14 protein-coding genes are annotated in these 16,752 nt (G+C 65.9%); 4 read left to right on the forward strand and 10 right to left on the reverse strand.

Annotated elements, in window-relative coordinates; genetic code table 11:
- Positions 1-64 precede the first annotated feature (64 nt).
- The 5 genes from lpdA to RLN94_RS20025 all read right to left on the reverse strand — a co-directional run bounded on the left by lpdA (position 65) and on the right by RLN94_RS20025 (position 7,956).
- Complete coding sequence (gene lpdA / locus RLN94_RS20005) at positions 65-1,459, reverse strand: dihydrolipoyl dehydrogenase (RefSeq protein ID WP_350067297.1); 1,395 nt, start codon at positions 1,457-1,459, stop codon at positions 65-67.
- A 148-nt stretch (positions 1,460-1,607) separates the two neighbouring features.
- Positions 1,608-2,192 (reverse strand): DUF924 family protein, encoded by a 585-nt coding sequence (locus RLN94_RS20010; protein WP_350067299.1) that lies wholly within the window; start codon positions 2,190-2,192, stop codon positions 1,608-1,610.
- 119 nt (positions 2,193-2,311) lie between these two features.
- Positions 2,312-3,568 carry an MFS transporter gene (locus RLN94_RS20015; RefSeq protein WP_350067301.1) on the reverse strand — a complete coding sequence of 419 codons (1,257 nt, stop codon included), beginning with the start codon at positions 3,566-3,568 and terminating at the stop codon, positions 2,312-2,314.
- Between the two features lie 105 nt (positions 3,569-3,673).
- Entirely contained in the window at positions 3,674-4,726 is a 1,053-nt protein-coding gene (gene queA, locus RLN94_RS20020; RefSeq protein WP_350067303.1) for a tRNA preQ1(34) S-adenosylmethionine ribosyltransferase-isomerase QueA, read from the reverse strand.
- 2 nt (positions 4,727-4,728) lie between these two features.
- The gene (locus tag RLN94_RS20025; RefSeq protein ID WP_350130845.1) at positions 4,729-7,956 is read right to left on the reverse strand and encodes a YhdP family protein; all 3,228 of its coding nucleotides are present in this window, start codon (positions 7,954-7,956) and stop codon (positions 4,729-4,731) included.
- Between the two features lie 201 nt (positions 7,957-8,157).
- Between RLN94_RS20025 and RLN94_RS20030 the strand changes: the two genes are divergently transcribed.
- The 4 genes from RLN94_RS20030 (at position 8,158) to RLN94_RS20045 (ending at position 11,503) form a co-directional block, all read left to right on the forward strand.
- Positions 8,158-8,619, forward strand: coding sequence for a peroxiredoxin (locus tag RLN94_RS20030; RefSeq protein WP_350067307.1), 462 nt, complete (start codon positions 8,158-8,160; stop codon positions 8,617-8,619).
- A 20-nt stretch (positions 8,620-8,639) separates the two neighbouring features.
- Positions 8,640-9,434, forward strand: a complete 795-nt coding sequence (locus RLN94_RS20035) for a ferritin-like domain-containing protein (protein WP_350130848.1) — start codon at positions 8,640-8,642, stop codon at positions 9,432-9,434.
- 202 nt (positions 9,435-9,636) lie between these two features.
- Entirely contained in the window at positions 9,637-10,956 is a 1,320-nt protein-coding gene (locus RLN94_RS20040; protein ID WP_350130846.1) for a DUF5930 domain-containing protein, read from the forward strand.
- The gene (locus RLN94_RS20045; protein WP_350067313.1) at positions 10,946-11,503 is read left to right on the forward strand and encodes a bactofilin family protein; all 558 of its coding nucleotides are present in this window, start codon (positions 10,946-10,948) and stop codon (positions 11,501-11,503) included. The genes RLN94_RS20040 and RLN94_RS20045 overlap by 11 nt, the downstream gene beginning before the upstream one ends.
- A gap of 110 nt (positions 11,504-11,613) precedes the next feature.
- On the opposite strand, the gene RLN94_RS20050 is transcribed toward RLN94_RS20045, so the two are convergent.
- From RLN94_RS20050 to RLN94_RS20070, 5 genes are all read right to left on the reverse strand, one after another.
- Complete coding sequence (locus tag RLN94_RS20050) at positions 11,614-12,855, reverse strand: GAF domain-containing sensor histidine kinase (RefSeq protein WP_350067315.1); 1,242 nt, start codon at positions 12,853-12,855, stop codon at positions 11,614-11,616.
- A 121-nt stretch (positions 12,856-12,976) separates the two neighbouring features.
- Entirely contained in the window at positions 12,977-13,573 is a 597-nt protein-coding gene (locus RLN94_RS20055) for an amino acid synthesis family protein (protein WP_350067317.1), read from the reverse strand.
- Positions 13,563-14,621 carry an LLM class flavin-dependent oxidoreductase gene (locus RLN94_RS20060; RefSeq protein WP_350067319.1) on the reverse strand — a complete coding sequence of 353 codons (1,059 nt, stop codon included), beginning with the start codon at positions 14,619-14,621 and terminating at the stop codon, positions 13,563-13,565. The genes RLN94_RS20055 and RLN94_RS20060 overlap by 11 nt, the downstream gene beginning before the upstream one ends.
- A 13-nt stretch (positions 14,622-14,634) precedes the next feature.
- The gene (locus tag RLN94_RS20065; RefSeq protein ID WP_350067321.1) at positions 14,635-16,104 is read right to left on the reverse strand and encodes an aldehyde dehydrogenase; all 1,470 of its coding nucleotides are present in this window, start codon (positions 16,102-16,104) and stop codon (positions 14,635-14,637) included.
- A gap of 13 nt (positions 16,105-16,117) precedes the next feature.
- A complete protein-coding gene (locus RLN94_RS20070; RefSeq protein WP_350067323.1) occupies positions 16,118-16,633 on the reverse strand; it encodes a flavin reductase family protein in 516 nt (171 codons plus the stop codon).
- Positions 16,634-16,752 lie beyond the last annotated feature (119 nt).

Here is a 16,752-nt window from a genome sequence, read left to right on the forward strand (position 1 = left end):
GGACGGCGATTCTTTTCCCGCCATGCTCGAAAACCTGCCGATCTGTGGCCTGCTTCCCGGCGTTTCAGATATGGATCACCCTGTCATAGGCATCCAGCACCGTCTCGTGCATCATCTCGCTGAGCGTCGGATGCGGGAAGACGGCGTGCATCAGGTCTTCTTCGGTCGTCTCGAGCTGCCGGCCGACCACGTAGCCCTGGATCAGCTCGGTCACCTCCGCGCCGACCATGTGGGCGCCCAGCAATTCGCCGGTCTTCTCGTCGAAGACGGTTTTCATCATGCCTTCCGCCTCACCCAGGGCGATGGCCTTGCCGTTGCCGATGAAGGGGAAGCGGCCGACCTTGATCTTGTAGCCCTTCTCCTGGGCCTGCGCCTCGGTCATGCCGACGCTGGCGATCTGCGGATGGCAATAGGTGCAGCCGGCGATGCTGTCAGGGCGCACGGGATGCGGGTGCCCGCCGGCAATGAGTTCGGCCACCATGACGCCCTCGTGCGACGCCTTGTGCGCCAGCCACGGGGCGCCGGCCACGTCACCGATGGCATAGAGCCCATCCACCCCGGTACGGCAATACTCATCGACAAGCACGTGGGTGCGGTCGACCTTGACGCCCAGCTCTTCCAGCCCCAGCCCCTCGACGTTCCCGACGATGCCGACGGCCGAGATCACGGTGTCGAATTCGAGTTTCTCGGTCTTGCCGCCGGTCTCGATATGGGCGGTCACCTTGCCCTTGGCGCGGTCCAGCTTCTTGACCGTCGCCTTCTCCATGATCTTCATCTTCTGCTTCTGGAACGCCTTCTTGGCGAAGGCGGAAATCTCGGCATCCTCGACCGGCAGGATGCGGTCCATCACCTCGACCACGGTCGTGTCGGCCCCCAGCGTGTTGTAGAAGCTGGCAAATTCGATCCCTATGGCGCCCGATCCGATGACCAAAAGCTTCTTCGGCATCCGCGGCGGCACCAGCGCGTGCTTGTAGGTCCAGACGAGATCGCCATCGGCCTCGAGCCCCGGCAATTCGCGCGCCCGGGCGCCGGTGGCCAGCACGATCGCCTTCGACTCAAGCTCCTCGGTGCCCTTGTCGGTCTTGACCGACACCTTGCCCTTGGCCGGAAGCGTCGCCTCGCCCATCACGGTGGTGATCTTGTTCTTCTTCATCAGGTGGCCCACGCCCGAGGCGAGTTGCTTGGCCACCCCGCGAGAGCGTTTCACCACGGCGTCGAGATCGTAATCGATCCCGTCGGCCTTCAACCCGAACTCCTTGGCGCGGTGCATCAGGTGGAACACTTCCGAACTGCGCAGCATCGCCTTGGTGGGAATGCAGCCCCAGTTGAGACAGATGCCGCCCATGTGCTCGCGCTCGACGATGGCGACGTTCAGGCCAAGCTGCGCCCCGCGAATGGCGGCCACATAGCCCCCCGGGCCCGCGCCGATAACGATCATGTCAAAGGATTTTGCCGCCATTTCCATCTCCGTCTGGGTGTGTCCCGGGATTTAGTTTGATATTAAACTATCTGCCGCCCCCATTCAACGCGCCAAACGCACCCCGCAGCGCAATGTCACGGGGGCGCCTGTAAAAGCTTCACGGAACAGGTTATTTTGCCGCCCCCTTTCAGGCGGCATCGGCTTTCTGCAGCGCCTGAAGCGTCGAGCCGTAGCCGCCCTGCTCGACATAATCGAGCTCCGGTTCGGTGGAATTGCGGCTCAGCGCGTCGTTGCGGTAGGGGAAACGGCCGAACATGCGGATCACCTCGCGATGCGCACGGGCATGCAGCAGCGTGTCCGCGCCCCCCTTCGGCATGCGCTCCATCACCAGCCGGATACAGCGTTCCTGGTCGCAGAGGTTCTCGGAATGCATCAGGGGGAGGTAGAAGAACTGCCGCGCGGGTTCGTCGATGCGCAGGTCCCATTTCCGGTGGATCGCCGCCTTGGCGGCGGCCACGGCGTGCTTGTCGGTGGAAAAAGCCTGCGCCTCGCCCCGGAACATGTTGCGCGAGAACTGGTCCATGACGATGATATAGGCCAGCGTGCCACTCGGGTAGGTCAGCCAGAGGCCGTAGGTGCCCTCTCTCGCCCGATCCCATGTATCCCGGAACCTGTCGCTAATCTTGGCGTCAAGCTCGTCCGACGCCTCGTACCAACCCTGAGGTCCGACCTCATCGAGCCAGAACTGCAGGACCTCCTCAGGGGTCGTCATTGGTGCCTCCTCATTTTCCCACACCCGATATAGGAACGATTATTCCCATATCCTCTTTCATGGACAGTAAAAAATTGTAACATCGGCAACAGTCCGTGACTGTGGATAACTCGTTAGCGCTATCCATCCTCCTGTTCGTCCTGTGCGGTTTCATAGTCGTACTCGGCGGCAAAGTTCACGGCCAGCGGCGAGGCGGACATCGACACCATGGTGAAGCTGTCGGTCTCGTCCGGCGACGGTGCCGCGCGTTGCGTCATACGGTAGGCGGCATAGCCCGTGACCGCGAAACACAGCACCGCGATCACCAGGAAGAACGCCCATGCGCCAAGCTGTCCCATCAGCCAGCCGGTCACGACCGGCCCGGCAACGGCGCCCAGACCGTTGATGAACACCATCCCGCCGGCGGCGGCGGCCATGTCCTCGTGGCTCAGGAAGTCGTTGGTATAGGCGATCAGCAGCGAGTAGAGCGGGTTCGACATGCCCCCCACCATCAGCCCCGCCAGAAGCAGCGCCGGGAAATACCCGCCGAACAGCGCGCCCACGATGCCGCCTGCCCCGCAGACCGCGGCGGCGATCAGGATCAGAAGCCGCCGGTCCATCCGGTCCGACAGCCAGCCGATGGGGAATTGCAGCACCAGGGCGCCCACGAAGAAGGCCGACACGAAGGTCGAGATCTGCGCCACCGACAGCCCCACCTCGGCGCCATAGACCGGCGCCATGCCGAACTGGGCCGAAAAGACGCCGCCCAGCAGGAACATGCCGACACAGCCCAGCGGCGAGATCTTCATGATCTGGCGCAGGCTGAGGGGCTTGGCGGTATCGAAGGCCGGCGTCGGGCTGATCGACAGGAGAATGGGCGCAAAGGCCAGCGAGATCAGCACCGAGGGAATGATAAACAGGACGAACCCGCCCGGGTCGGCCACCAGCATCAGCGCCTGCGCCGACACGATCCCCACCATCTGCACGATCATGTAGAGCGACAGCGCCTTGCCGCGGTTTTCGTTGCTGGCGGCCTCGTTGAGCCAGCTTTCGGCGGTCACGTAGACGCCCGAGAAGCAGAAACCGATCAGGATGCGCCCGAAGCCCCATGCGAAAGGGTCGGCGAAGGTAGGGTAGAGGATCATGACCGCCGAGATGAGCGAGGCCAGCGCAGCGAAGACCCGCACATGCCCCACGCGGCGGATCATATCGGGTGCCATGCGCGATCCGAACAGGAAGCCCACGAAGTAGCCCGACATCACCAGCGACATCTCGAGCGTCGAGAAGCCTTCGATTTCGCCACGGATGCCAAGGAGCGTGCCCTGCATGCCATTGCCGACCTGCAAGAGCATCATTCCAAGAAGCAGCGCCCATGCGCTGGACAAGACCGAAAACATGAACTGTGCCTCCCGTACAGACCCGGCAAGAGTGCCTTAGCACGACACAGGTGTCAGGGCCAAAGCCGACTCGCGCTGGTCTGCCCGCGCCGCCCTGACAGCCTTTCAGCCGGGGATCAACAGCGAAGCGTCGCCGTACGAGAAGAAACGGTACTCCTCGGCAATCGCGTGCTCATAGATCGTGCGGATACATGCCGGCCCCATCAGCGCCGAGACCAGCATCATCAGGGTCGAGCGCGGCAGGTGGAAATTGGTCATCAACGCGTCGGTGACCCGGAAGGTGAACCCGGGATAGATGAAGATGTCGGTCTCGCCCCGCCACGGCGCGATTTGCCCGCCTTCCTGCGCGGCGCTCTCGATCAGGCGAAGCGCGGTGGTGCCGACGGGAATGACCCGATGGCCCGCCGCCTTGGTGGCGGCAATCTCGGCGGCGGCCGCCTCGCTCACCTCGCCCCATTCGGCATGCATCTTGTGGGTGGTCACGTCCTCGACCTTGACTGGCAGGAAGGTGCCCGCCCCAACATGCAGGGTGACATGGGTGAAGGCCACGCCCATTTCCGCAAGGGATGTCAGCAGCGCCTCGTCGAAATGCAGCGAGGCGGTCGGTGCGGCGACGGCGCCCGCGTTGCGGGCCCAGACGGTCTGGTAATCCTCGCGGTCCTGCGCGTCCGCCGCCCGGCGCGCGGCGATGTAGGGCGGCAGCGGCATCGCGCCCGCCTCGTTGAGCGCCGCGTCGAACGCGTCTCCCTCGAGGTTGAAACCCAGCACCGCGTGGCCGTCTTCCTTCGCGAGACAGGTCGCCTCGAGCCCCGCGCCGAAGCGCACGACCTCGCCCTCGCGCAGTTTCTTCAGCGGCTTGACCATCGCCCGCCACCCCCCGCCCGGCGCCGGGTCAAGCAGCGTCACCTCGATCCGCGCCTCGGTCTCGCCGGCCGCACCGGCGCGCGGCCGAACCCCCGACAGCCGCGCCGGGATCACCTTGGTGTCGTTCAGCACCAGCCGGTCGCCCGGGCGCAGCCACTGGCCAAGCTCGGCCACCGTGGCGTCGGTGATCGCGTCGCCCTCGGCCACCAGCAGGCGGGCCGAGGTTCGGGGCCGCGCAGGCCGGGTGGCGATCAGCCGGTCGGGCAGATCGAAATCGAAATCGGAAAGCTTCATGCCTAGCGGTCCTGGGTCCTGGTCGTATCCTCGCGTGTTTCGCTTTCCTCTTCGTTGGACGCAACACCCGAACGCTGGGGCGGAGCGCGGCGGAAGATTTCGCGGAACATCCCCGGCGTCAGAACCGACAGCGGGTTGACGTGCACCCTCGGGTCGCTGGTGGGCCCCTTCAGCGAATACTGGAACCCCAGCAGCCCCTCGCCCTGGCGCGAGAACAGGCCACCCAGCATGTTGACCGCGTAGACGGGGGAAATCACCCCCTCGATATCCATCTGCGCGGCTTCGAGCCAGTAATAGCCTTCCATCGAGATCCCGAGCGAGGCGCCGACGGCGCTGCCGCTGTAAAGCGTCACCCGGTCGGGGCTCAACTGGAACTCCGCCTCGACACGGTTGAAATGCAGCCCTTCGCCGGCAAGCTGCTCGAGGATGCCCACCACGCTCAGCGCGTTGAGCAGGGCAGCCATCGCGGGCGCGTCCTTGACCCGCAGGTTGTCGACGGTGAGCTTGCCGTCATAGGTGCCTTCCCCCTGCCCCGGCACCAGCACCAGCGTCAGCGATCCGTCGCGCGCCTGTTTCAGCGCATTGGCCGACCGCAGTACACCGCCCGCATCCTGCGAGGTGATGCGGAAGGCGCTGCGCCCGTCGCGGGGCACCACCCGGCCGACGATGGGGGTGCCCCCGTTGACCTTGCCGGTGAACTTTCCGTCCGCGCCGCGGGACATGTCGAGCTCGGCGTTGAAATCGGTCAGGGCGATCTTGTCGGAGATCTGCAGCCGGTCGAGCCGAAGCGACACGGGCCCCTGTTCGCCGCGCGGCCCGTCGCCCTTGGCGGCCAGGGAGGTCTGGCGCAGGTCGATCTCGCCGCCCGTCACCCGCACCAGCGGGGGCGTGTTCGGCCCCAGCCCCACAAGATCGACCGGCGCATCGATCCAGGAGCCAAGCTGCACCCGCCCGAAATTGGCCTGTTGCAGCGTGCCGTCATCGTTGAGAGTGACCGAGCCGGTGGCCCGCAAACCGGCGGCGTCAAGCCGGATACGGTCGATCCGCGGCGGCTGGCCGAGGGCGCCGTCGACTTCCAGCAGGCCGGTCGCGTCGGCTCCGATGGCCCAGTCCAGCGGACGCAGGCGCAAGGCGACGCCGGACAGGTCCGACGACATGCTGAACACGGGCGGCTTTTCATTCTCGAAATCGATCTCGATCTGCCCGCGCCCGGCCCCGGAAATGCTGCCCGGCGGCAGGCCGATGCGAAACTCGTCGGCGAAGCGTTCCGACAGCTCGATCCAGCCATCCACATGCGACCGCCCGTTGCTGCCCTCCACCAGCGGCATCGACCACGTGCCCCCGAAAGGCACCCGACCGACGCGGCCCTCTCCGAAGATGTTCAGCCCCTCGCTGGTCGCATCGATCTTCAGCTCGGAGGCGGCCAGCACCCGGTTGTCGACCAGCGTTTCGCTGCGCACGTCCTCCATCGTCCCGGTCAGCCGGAAGGCCACGTCCTCGGGCTGCAGGTCGTCGACGACGAGGAAATCGAGCTGCCCTTCCAGCTCCGCCATCCCGTCGGCCAGCGTGACCGGGCGCCCGGCCTTGTCGAGAAAGCGGAACGGCTCTTCGTTCAAGAGCGACAGGGCCGCGGTGATCGTGCTGCGCGTCTTCAGACGCACCGTGCCGGGCCCCCGCTTGATGCCGATGTCGGGGATGTCGAAGCTCGACCCGGAAATGTCGATCTTGCCGCCCTGCGCGGCGGTCACGTACCCCTCGTGCGCGGCGATCACGAAGCGGTTGTCATAGATGGTGGCATGGCCGCGCCCGTCCTCGATCACCGGCACGTTCTTGATGAAGCGCGAGGTCAGTTCGGAAAAGTCGAAGCCGAGAAACACGTCGGGCTTGTGCCCGGGAACCGAGCGCAGCGCCATCTGGATGTCGCTCAGCCTGGCGGTGACGATATTCTCCTCGATCCAGGTCCGCGTCTTGGGCTCGAGGCCCTCGGGCCAGAGCGCCATCAGCCGGTCGGGCTCGATCCCCGGCAGGCGGCCGTCGACACTGACATACCAGCCATCGGACCGGGCCTGCACATCGCCCGAGACGACGAGGTTGCGGCCCTGATCCGACAGGCTCAGCTCGCCCAGCGTGATGCGGAACGGATCGAGCGTCAGCCGCATGTCCATCGTCGCGCCCTCGAAGGCGACCGGCGCGTCGTAGATCTCGAGCGGGTTGGCCGAGAGGTCGCGCACCTGGAACTGCGAGACCAGCGCGTTGGGCCAGCCGTCCTCCATCCCTGCCAGGTAGGTCTGGCCCTCGATCCGGGCGCTGACCCATTTGCTTTGCACATCGAGCGCGTGGAAGCGGATCAGGTCGTCGGCCGGGTCGAAGGTGAAATGCGTGCTGGCGTGGTCAAAGGCCACCGGCCGGGCGGCCTCGTTCGGGTGCAGCACGCCCTTGCCGATCTCGAGCTTGGTGTCGAGCGGGCCGAGCTGGCCCTCCTCGTCGACCGCGGCGCGGACGGAGCCCGATATCGGCGCGTCGAGCGCGGTCAGCCATGTCAGCGCCGGCGACTGCCCGGCGATGTCGCCGGCTGGCATGTCCTCGAAATCGATCGCGAACTCGGCCGCGGTCTCGCCGATCCGGCTGGAATAGGCGACGGCCAGCGTCGTGGCATAGTCGCGCGCGCCCAGAAGCGCGAAATCGGAGCGGATCAAAAGCTCCTGCCCGTCGCGCTGCATCTGGATGCGCCCGCCATCGACCGTCCAGGCCTTGCCGGCGCGGGCATCCTCGAAGCGCAGGGTCAGGTTGTCGGCCGACACTTCCGTCAGGGCCGAGAAATGCGGGCGTTGAAAGAAGGTATCCGCCCGCTTGATCAGCGCGGTCACCGTCTCGGCCTCCTGCACCGGGTCGGGCGTGTCGCCCACGCTGACGCCCACCGCCCCGTCATCCGCGCGCCGCAGCGTGACGCGGGCCCCGTTCAGCGATATCCGCCCCGGCTGCAACTGGCCCTTCAGGAGCGGCCCCAGCGCCACGGCGCCATGCACCTCCGACAGTTGCGCCACCGGCGTGCCGGCCTCGTCGCGGATCGTCACCCGCTGCAGCGCCAGCCGCGGCACCCAGTCGTTCTCCAGCACGATCGACACGTCGGCAAAGCCGATCGAAAGGCCCTGAACGTCGCTGTTGATCCTTTCGGTGATCCGCGTGCGCAGCCAGTCGGGCGCCGACAGCCGCGTTCCGACCAATGACATGACAGTAACGGCAGCGGCCACGACGAGCGCGACCAACAGCCCGCCGCTCCATAACCCGGCCCTTTTCAGGCGTCGGGCGCGCGGCCGTTCCTGTTTTTCATCGGTCATTCTTGTCTTCAAACGGTGACCTGCCTCTGGTTGTTTATTCTGGCGGCTCGCGTCCTAATATGAAACTCAATTCTTTGTGGAAGGAGAATCCCCATGCTGAAACCCGCCGACGTCGCCCCCGATTTCACCCTGCCCCGCGATGGCGGCGGGGATGTGACCCTGTCCGATCTCCGCCCTGCGCCCGTCGTCCTGTTCTTCTATCCCAAGGACGACACCTCGGGCTGCACCAAGGAGGCCATCGCCTTTACCGGGCTGGGCCAGGAGTTCGAGGCGGCCGGCGCGAAGGTGTTCGGCATCTCGAAGGATACCGTCGCCAAGCACGACAAGTTCCGCGACAAGCACGAGCTTGGCATTCCGCTGCTGTCCGATGCCGAGTCCGACGTGTGCGAGCAATACGGCGTCTGGAAGGAAAAGAGCATGTACGGCAGGAAATTCATGGGGATCGAGCGGACCACCGTGCTGATCGGCGGCGACGGCAAGGTCGTGCAGGTCTGGCCCAAGGTGAAGGTGCCGGGCCATGCCGAGGTGGTGCTCGAGGCGGTGAAGGCGCTTTGACGGAACAGACGCTGTCACGGATGGCGGTGGAGGTTCTGACCACCGCCGACGGGCGCGAGAAGACGGCCCTGTCACGCCGGCACGCGGCGGCGTGGTTTGCCGCACGCGAGGCGGGCGAGACGATCCCGCTGGGCCGCGCCGCGCCGCCCGATTTCCCCGCAAGGCCCGACAAGCCCGAGCTTCTCGACCCGCGCGACGTGCCGCGCCGCCGTCCCGGTTCTCCCAAGGGGCGGCTGGCGATGCTGCATGCGGTGGCGCATATCGAGCTGAACGCGGTGGACCTGCACTGGGACATCATCGCCCGGTTTGCGGATGTCCCCATGCCCGTGGGCTTCTACGACGACTGGGTGAAATCGGCGGACGAGGAGTCGAAGCATTTCAACCTGATATGCGACTGCCTTGAAGCGCAGGGCAGTTACTACGGCGCGATGCCCGCCCATGCCGGCATGTGGCGCGCGGCCTCGGACACGGCGGAGGATTTCATGGGCCGGCTCGCCGTGGTGCCCATGGTGCTCGAGGCGCGCGGGCTCGACGTGACGCCGGGGATGATCGCGCTCTTCGAGAAGGCCGGCGAGACCGGCGCGGTCGAGGCTATGAAGGTAATCTATGCCGAGGAGGTGCACCACGTGGCCTATGGCTCAAAGTGGTTTCATTTCCTCTGCGGCCGCCACGAGCAGGACCCGAAAGAGGCGTTCCATACCCTTGTGCGCCGCTATTTCCACGGGTTGCTGAAGCCGCCCTTCAACGAGGAAAAGCGCGCCGAGGCCGGTTTGCCGCCGGACTTCTACTGGCCGCTGACGGAAACAACCGGCTGATTCTTGCCCTGTTGTTAGCGCCAACCCATTGAGATCGGCAATTTTTTGCCGTCTGTGCGGTAAATTGCCGGATTTCTGGACGGTGTTGTCCAAAAACCTTGCTCATCGGAACGCCAGCCGATAATCACACCGGAGGCATCGGTGAAAGAAAAAGTGAACGGCGATGCCGCCTTGGGGATGGGGCAACAGGGACGGGGTATTCGTGCGAACACGACTCGCAATCAAGTTTCATGCGCTTCTGGAAAGATATTTCCCGGAACGCAGGGTTTTCCTCCGGTCAGATAACGACACGCGGTTCATCCGCCTGAAACCCGGCTCTCAACTGCTTGCCTTCGTTGGCGTTTCGGCCGTGGTCGCCTGGACGATCATCGCCACCGCCGTGCTGCTGATGGACTCGATCGGTTCGGGCAACTTCCGCGAACAGGCCAAGCGCGACCAGCGGACCTACGAGGCGCGGCTCAATGCGCTCGAGGCCGAGCGCAACAACCGGGCCGAGGAAGCGGCGGCCGCGCAGGAACGGTTCAACTCGGCCCTGAAGCAGATTTCGACCATGCAATCCGACCTGCTGGCCTCGGAAACGCGCCGGCGCGAGCTCGAGACCGGGATCGAGGTCATCCAGTCGACCCTGCGCCGCACCATGAAGGAACGCGACGCCGCCCGCGCCGAGAGCGAGGAGCTGACGCTGGCGCTGAAGGACACCGCCCCCGGCACCCTGGCCGACGAGGAGGGCATGGGCACCGAGGCGACGCTGGAAACCCTGACCGCTGCCTTGTCCGAAACCGCCCGCCAGCGCGACAAGATCAGCAACGACGCCGAGCTGGCCCTGCTCGAGGCCGACGAGATGGCCGCGCAGATCCAGCTCATGAAGGACCAGAACGACCAGATCTTCCGCCAGCTCGAAGACGCGATGACGATCTCGGTCGAACCGCTCGACAAGATGTTCACCGCCGCCGGCATGGACACCGACAACATGCTCGACACCGTGCGCCGCGGCTATTCGGGCCAGGGCGGGCCGCTGATGCCGCTGTCGTTCTCGACCCGGGGCGAGGAGCCTACTCCGGACGCCATGCGCGCCAACCGCATCCTGAACCAGCTCGACCGGCTGAACCTCTACCGCATCGCCGCCCAAAAGGCGCCCTTCGCCCTTCCGGTGAAGTCGACCTTCCGCTATACCTCGGGCTTCGGCATGCGCTGGGGGCGGATGCATTCGGGCACCGATTTCGCGTCGAAGCACGGCACGCCGATCTATGCCACCGCCGACGGGATCGTCACCCATGCGGAGTGGCTGTCGGGCTATGGCCGGCTCGTGAAGATCCAGCACGAGTTCGGCATCGAGACGCGATACGCCCATATGTCGCGCATTCGGGTCGAAAAAGGTCAAAGGGTCTCGCGCGGGGAACGTATTGGTGATATGGGGAGCACTGGACGTTCCACGGGCACGCATCTACACTACGAGGTCCGTGTCGGCGGCAAGGCCGTCAACCCCATGATCTACATCAAGGCTGCGAGAAATGTTTTCTAAGAGCAAAATCAACGATCCCGCCCCCAAGCAAGATGCCGCGGCCAAACCGGCAATCCCGGAAAAGCCCGACACCGCGCGCAACGACTCACCGTCGAACGAGTTCAAGGCGACCGCTCCCAAGGCCAAGCCGCCCGCATCGGTGCTGTCCTCCGACCTGCACGTGACCGGCAACCTGAAGACCACCGGCGATATCCAGGTCGAAGGCACGGTCGAGGGGGACATCCGCGCCCACCTGCTGACCATCGGCGAAGGCGCCACGATCAAGGGCGAGGTGATTGCCGATGACGTGGTGATCAACGGCCGCATCGTCGGCCGGGTCCGTGGCCTGAAAGTGCGCCTGACCTCGACCGCGCGGGTCGAAGGCGACATCATCCACAAAACCATCGCCATCGAATCCGGCGCGCATTTCGAAGGCTCGGTGCAGCGGCAGGACGACCCGCTCAACTCGAAGGCCAAGAACCAGCAGCAGCAGGGCGGCGGTGGCGGCCAGCAGGGTCAGCAGAACCAGCAGAAGCCCCAGCAGGTTCAGGAAGCCGCCAAGGGCTGAACCGGCCCGCCGGCGAAAGACCTTTCGGGGTCATCATGGAAAGGCGCCCTGCCCCGCAGCGGCGCCTTCTGCATGCCGGCTCATCGCGACGGCGCCCGCGCGGGCAATTGTCAGGCCGCAGCCTCCGACAGCGGCAGCGTGAAGGCGAACGTGGTGGTGCCACCCTCGCAGGTCACACCGATCCGGCCGTTATGCGCCTCGGCGATCGTTGCGGCGATATAGAGGCCAAGGCCAAGCCCCTCGCCCTGGGCATGGGTGCCCCGCTCGAACGGGTGGAACAGCTTGTCGCGCAGGTCGCCGGGCACGGCGAGCCCGCGGTTGCTGACGGTGATCGACACCTCGTGATCGTCCGTCGTGCCCCGAACCTCGACCGGTGAGCCGGGGGTGCCGTGGCGCACCGCGTTCGACAGCAGGTTCGACACCGCCTGCGCGACCCGCGGCGCGTCACAGGCGACCGGACGGGTAAAGGTGAGGTCGAGATTGATCGTGGTTTCCGGCTCGGCCGCGCGGATCTCCTCGACCACCTGGTGCACGGCCTCGTCCAGCGGCGCGTCGGGGGTTGCGGTCACGCGGATGCCGCCGCCCAGCCGGGCGCGGGCGTGCAGCATGATGTTCGAGATCAGGTCGTTCATGCGGAAGAGCGACGACCGCATCAGCGGCAGGATCATGCGCGCCTTGTCATTCAGCGGCTCACGCTCGAGCTGGCGGATGCCGGCCGAGAAGGCCGCGACGGGGTTGCGCAGGTCGTGCCCCAGCACCGCCACCAGCTCGTCCTGCAGGCGGGCCAGTTCCTTTTCATGGGCGAGGTTGTGCTCCTGCGCCTCCAGCCGCTCCTCGGTCTCGAGGCTGCGGCCGATGACGTCTGCGAACATCTCCAGCATCGCCACCACGCGCGCATCCTTCACGTCGCGCGGCTCGGTGTCGATGGCGCAGAGCGTGCCGAAGAAGCTGCCGTCGCTGCGATAGATCGGGATAGAGGCATAGCTGACGATGCCGAACTTCCGCGCGATCGGATGGTCCTTGTAGATGTGATCGGTGCCGCTGTCATTGAACAGCACCTTTTCCGCGCTGGTCCGGACGATCTGGCAGAAGGTCGACTCGATGTCGATCTCGTCGCCCTCGGCCAGCCCGAAATTCACCTCGTCCACCGTCCGGCAGGCCACCCAGCGATCGGCGGTGACCCGGGCGATGGCGGCAAAGCGCATGTTCGTCGCCAGCATCACCGTCTCGAGGATGGTGCCGACGGTATCGCTGCCGGCGATCCGGTCGATATCGGTTTGGAAATCATGCCGCTGCGCAAGGAATGCGGCGTGGTCCTGCATCGCCGCCTGCGGCAGTGAAGTCTGGCTCATACTCGTCCCGTACAATCGTCTCTCCGGCGCCCGGCCGCCGCCGGGCGGAAGAGGCGGAGCGCGGGATTATATACCGGCCATTTGCAAGGAATGGCAATATACCCGCGCCCCGCCGCCGCCGTCAGACACCAGCCGGGTTGTCGACATCATGCCCCATCGCCCGCAGATCGGCATAGCGGTCGCCGATCCGGTGGTTCGGATGGCCGCCCACCGAGGCGCCGAGCGCGATGACAACCTCGTCGGGGGCCGGCGCGTCGGGGATGTCGAGATGGATGGTCTGGTAGTGCGAGCGCATGCCGGCATCGTCCTTGTGCATCAGCGGGATCATGATCGGCTGCCCTGCCCCGCCCCGGCCATTGGTGAAGGCGAGGTAGGACTTCGCCTTGATCGCATCGCGCAGCTGGTTGCCGAACCACAGCGAATGGGTCAGCGCCTGCGCATGTTCGACCTCGCCGCCCATGCCCACGACCGCGGCCTTGCCGCAGCCTTCCAGCGTTTCGCCGGTCACGTCGAGCAGCATTCCGGTCAGCAGCCTGCCGATCTGCGGGCAGATATCCTGCACCTCGGGGCTCAGGTCTTCCACATGCTCCTGCCCGAACCACGGGTTGCGGATCACCGCCAGTGCGGCGACCAGCTTGGTGGGCGTCGCCACCTCCTTCCAGCCTTCCTTGTAGGTGGTCTGCACCTGCAGAAGCGTGCGCCTGATCTCAACCGGCATGGGCCACCTCCTTTTCCGCGAATTCGGGCATCACCTTGTCGATGAAAAGCTTCAGCGAGCGTTTCTGTTGCGCCATGTCCATGCCCATCGAGGCGTAGTAGACGAAGGCATCGGCGCCCACGGCCTCGTGCGCCTTCAGTTTCCCGATCACCTGTTCCGGCGACCCGAACATCAGGTTCTCCTCCAGCATCGCGGGATCGACCCGGGCGTTACCGTCAAGCTCGGCCAGCGGCACCTGGTCGGGGAAGCCGTTGGTGACCTCGCCCTTCTTCATCATCAGGTTGCCGAACTGCCCCAGCACGTGGCGGATGGCCCCCATCGCCGCCTGCCGGTCCTCCTCCGTCTCGTAGATCGCGGTATGGCGCATCACCGCCCATGTGCCCTTGAACGGCTTGCCCGCCTTCTCGACCGCCTCGTCAAGCCGGCGGCGATAGGTCTGCACCTCCGACAGCGGCATGGTCAGCGGCCAGCTCAGGATGTCACAGTCATGTTCGACCGCGTAGTCGAAGGTGATGGGCGCCCGCGCCGCGACCCAGACCGGCACTTTCTGCTGCACCGGCTTGGGGCAGGACGTGGCGGTGGGGAACTGCCAGAACTCCCCGTCATGGGCATAGTCGCCCGCCCAGAGCTTCTGCACCACGGGCAGCATTTCCTGCATGTAGCGCCAGCTGTCCTTCTGGTCGAGGCCGGGCTTCATCCGGTCGAACTCCCGCTGGTAGGCGCCTGATCCGATGCCGAATTCCAGCCGTCCGTCGCTCAGCAGATCCAGCAACGCCGCCTCGCCGGCCAGGTTGATCGGGTGCCAGTAGGCGGCGTTCACCACGCCGATGCCCAGCCGGATGTTCTTGGCGTGCTCGCCCCACCATGTGAGGATCTGGAACGGGTTGGGCGCAATGGTCATCTCGAGCGCGTGGTGCTCGGCCGCCCAGGCGATCTCGAACCCCGCCGCGTCGGCCATCTTCACCATCTCGAGCGTGTGGTCGCGCACCTCGCGCATGTCCGTCTCGGGGCTCATGCGTTCGAGGTTGATTGCCAAATGGAACTTCATCACTCTCTCCTTCTCATCGCATCTGGAACGGGTTGCCGACCGGCGCGTCCGACATGTTCATCCACACGGTCTTGGGGCGGGTGTAGTCGTAGACCGCCTGGAACCCGCTTTCCCGGCCATAGCCGGAGGCCTTCACGCCGCCGAACGCGGCCACGGGCGAGATGGCCCGGTAGGTGTTCACCCAGACGATCCCGGCGCGCACGGCGCGGCTCATCCTCAGGGCGCGGGCGCTGTCGCGGGTGAAGATGCCGGCGGCCAGCCCATGCTCGGTGTCGTTGGCAAGGCGCAGCGCCTCCTCTTCCGTGCGGAAGCGCAGGACACAAAGGACCGGGCCGAAAAGCTCGGTATCAACGATCTTCAGGTCGGGCGACGGGCAGTCGATGATCGTGGGCTGAAAGAACATCTCCCCCGCCTCGGCCCGCTGGCCGCCGCAAACCACGGTCGCGCCTTCCCCGACCGCGCCGGCGATCTCGCGCTCGATGGTCTCGATCTGGCCCTTCGTGCAGAGCGGGCCCATCTCGGTCTCCTCCGCCATCGGGTCGCCGATACGGATGCCCTCGGCGATCCCTTTCATCCGGGCGATGAAGTCGTCCGCCACATCCTCGTGCACGATCAGGCGGGAACCGGCGACACAGCTTTGCCCCGAGGCGCCGAAAATCCCGGCCACGGAGCCGTTCACGGCGCTTTCCAGATCCGCGTCATCGAAGACGATGAAGGGCGACTTGCCGCCCAGTTCCAGGCTCACCTCGGCAAAGTTGCTGGCCGAGTTCATGACGACATGCCGCGCCGCCACTGGCCCGCCGGTGAAGCTGATCCGCGCCACCAGCGGGTGCGAGGTCAGCGCCTTGCCGCAGGGGTCGCCATGGCCCGAGACGATGTTGACCACCCCGTCGGGAATGCCCGCCTCGGCGATCAGCCGGCCGAAGGCGAGGATCGCGGCGGGCGCCTGTTCCGAGACCTTCAGCACCACGCTGTTGCCCGCCGCCAGCGCCGGGCCGATCTTGACCGCGGTCAGGAACAGCTGGCTGTTCCACGGCACCACGGCGGCGACGACGCCAAGCGGTTCGCGGTTGGTGAAGACGAAGAGATCGGGCTTGTCGATGGGCAGGGTCTCTCCGCCGATCTTGTCGGCGGCGCCGGCGTAGAAGTGGAAGAACTCGGCGATGTACTTGGCCTGCCAGCGGGTTTCCTTGAACATCTTGCCGCTGTCGCGCGTCTCGATCTCGCCCAGCTCTTCGGAACGGTCGGCCAGCAGGTCGCCCAGCTTGCGCAGGCAGCGGCCCCGCTCGGTGGGGGTCATGCGCGACCAGGGGCCCTCGTAACAGGCCGCATGCGCCGCCCGCACCGCCCGGTCGATATCCTCGGCCGTGGCCTCGGGCGCGGTGGCCCAGGCGCGGCCGGTGGCGGGGTTCACCGTCTCGAACCTTCCCCCGTCGGAGGCGGCGACCCATTCGCCACCGATCAGCATGTTGTACTCTTCCATCTCTCCTGCTCCTTCATCCGGCATGGGCGTGCGGCACGACCCGGTGATAGGCCCCCTCGCGATAGGCGAGCGGCGGTGCGGCGCCAACGAGCACGTGTTGCACATGGCCCAGTATGATCACGTGGCTGCCCGAGCGCACCACCTGCTGCAGGTCGCATTGAAAGGCTGTGGCCCCGTCGATCACCGGCGCCTCACCGCGGGGGGCGAACATCTCGATCCCGTCGAACCGGTCGGGGACGAGGGCGTCATGCCGCCCGGCGAAGCGGTCGGCGATGTCGGCGAAGCCCTCGGGCAAGACATTGACGCAGAAGCGCCCGTTCTGCTGCACCACCCCCGCGATCCGGCTTTGCGCGGCAAGGCAGACCAGCACGGTGGGCGGATCGGCCGAGACGGAGGAGAAGGCGCTGACCGTCGCGCCTGCACGGCCCGCCGGGCCGTCGCTCGTCACCACCGTGACCGAGGCCGCCACGCGGCGCATGGCCGAGATGAAATCCTCTCTGGGTGCAAGCCCGTGGGTCTGCCGAACCATGTCGCATCTCCTGTTTTCGCATCCTGTCGCATCGTCAGGGGTGCCACAGAATCTCAATTCTTGAAAACGAATTGTTTTGCTGAATAAGTTCGTGATATTCGAATTGTGAGGCCCGCCCC

This window comes from Roseovarius sp. (genome assembly GCF_040223625.1).
Taxonomy (GTDB): domain Bacteria; phylum Pseudomonadota; class Alphaproteobacteria; order Rhodobacterales; family Rhodobacteraceae; genus Roseovarius.

What these genes read in the sequence shown, in the direction of transcription:
- RLN94_RS20035 (WP_350130848.1), top strand. Translation starts at nt 8,640, where the DNA reads ATGGCGGTGGAGGTTCTGACCACCGCCGACGGGCGCGAGAAGACGGCC.
- RLN94_RS20030 (WP_350067307.1), top strand. Translation starts at nt 8,158, where the DNA reads ATGCTGAAACCCGCCGACGTCGCCCCCGATTTCACCCTGCCCCGCGAT.
- RLN94_RS20065 (WP_350067321.1), bottom strand. Translation starts at nt 16,104, where the DNA reads ATGGAAGAGTACAACATGCTGATCGGTGGCGAATGGGTCGCCGCCTCC.
- RLN94_RS20070 (WP_350067323.1), bottom strand. Translation starts at nt 16,633, where the DNA reads ATGGTTCGGCAGACCCACGGGCTTGCACCCAGAGAGGATTTCATCTCG.
- RLN94_RS20060 (WP_350067319.1), bottom strand. Translation starts at nt 14,621, where the DNA reads ATGAAGTTCCATTTGGCAATCAACCTCGAACGCATGAGCCCCGAGACG.
- lpdA (WP_350067297.1), bottom strand. Translation starts at nt 1,459, where the DNA reads ATGGCGGCAAAATCCTTTGACATGATCGTTATCGGCGCGGGCCCGGGG.
- RLN94_RS20025 (WP_350130845.1), bottom strand. Translation starts at nt 7,956, where the DNA reads ATGTCATTGGTCGGAACGCGGCTGTCGGCGCCCGACTGGCTGCGCACG.
- RLN94_RS20045 (WP_350067313.1), top strand. Translation starts at nt 10,946, where the DNA reads ATGTTTTCTAAGAGCAAAATCAACGATCCCGCCCCCAAGCAAGATGCC.
- RLN94_RS20010 (WP_350067299.1), bottom strand. Translation starts at nt 2,192, where the DNA reads ATGACGACCCCTGAGGAGGTCCTGCAGTTCTGGCTCGATGAGGTCGGA.
- RLN94_RS20055 (WP_350067317.1), bottom strand. Translation starts at nt 13,573, where the DNA reads ATGCCGGTTGAGATCAGGCGCACGCTTCTGCAGGTGCAGACCACCTAC.
- RLN94_RS20050 (WP_350067315.1), bottom strand. Translation starts at nt 12,855, where the DNA reads ATGAGCCAGACTTCACTGCCGCAGGCGGCGATGCAGGACCACGCCGCA.
- queA (WP_350067303.1), bottom strand. Translation starts at nt 4,726, where the DNA reads ATGAAGCTTTCCGATTTCGATTTCGATCTGCCCGACCGGCTGATCGCC.
- RLN94_RS20015 (WP_350067301.1), bottom strand. Translation starts at nt 3,568, where the DNA reads ATGTTTTCGGTCTTGTCCAGCGCATGGGCGCTGCTTCTTGGAATGATG.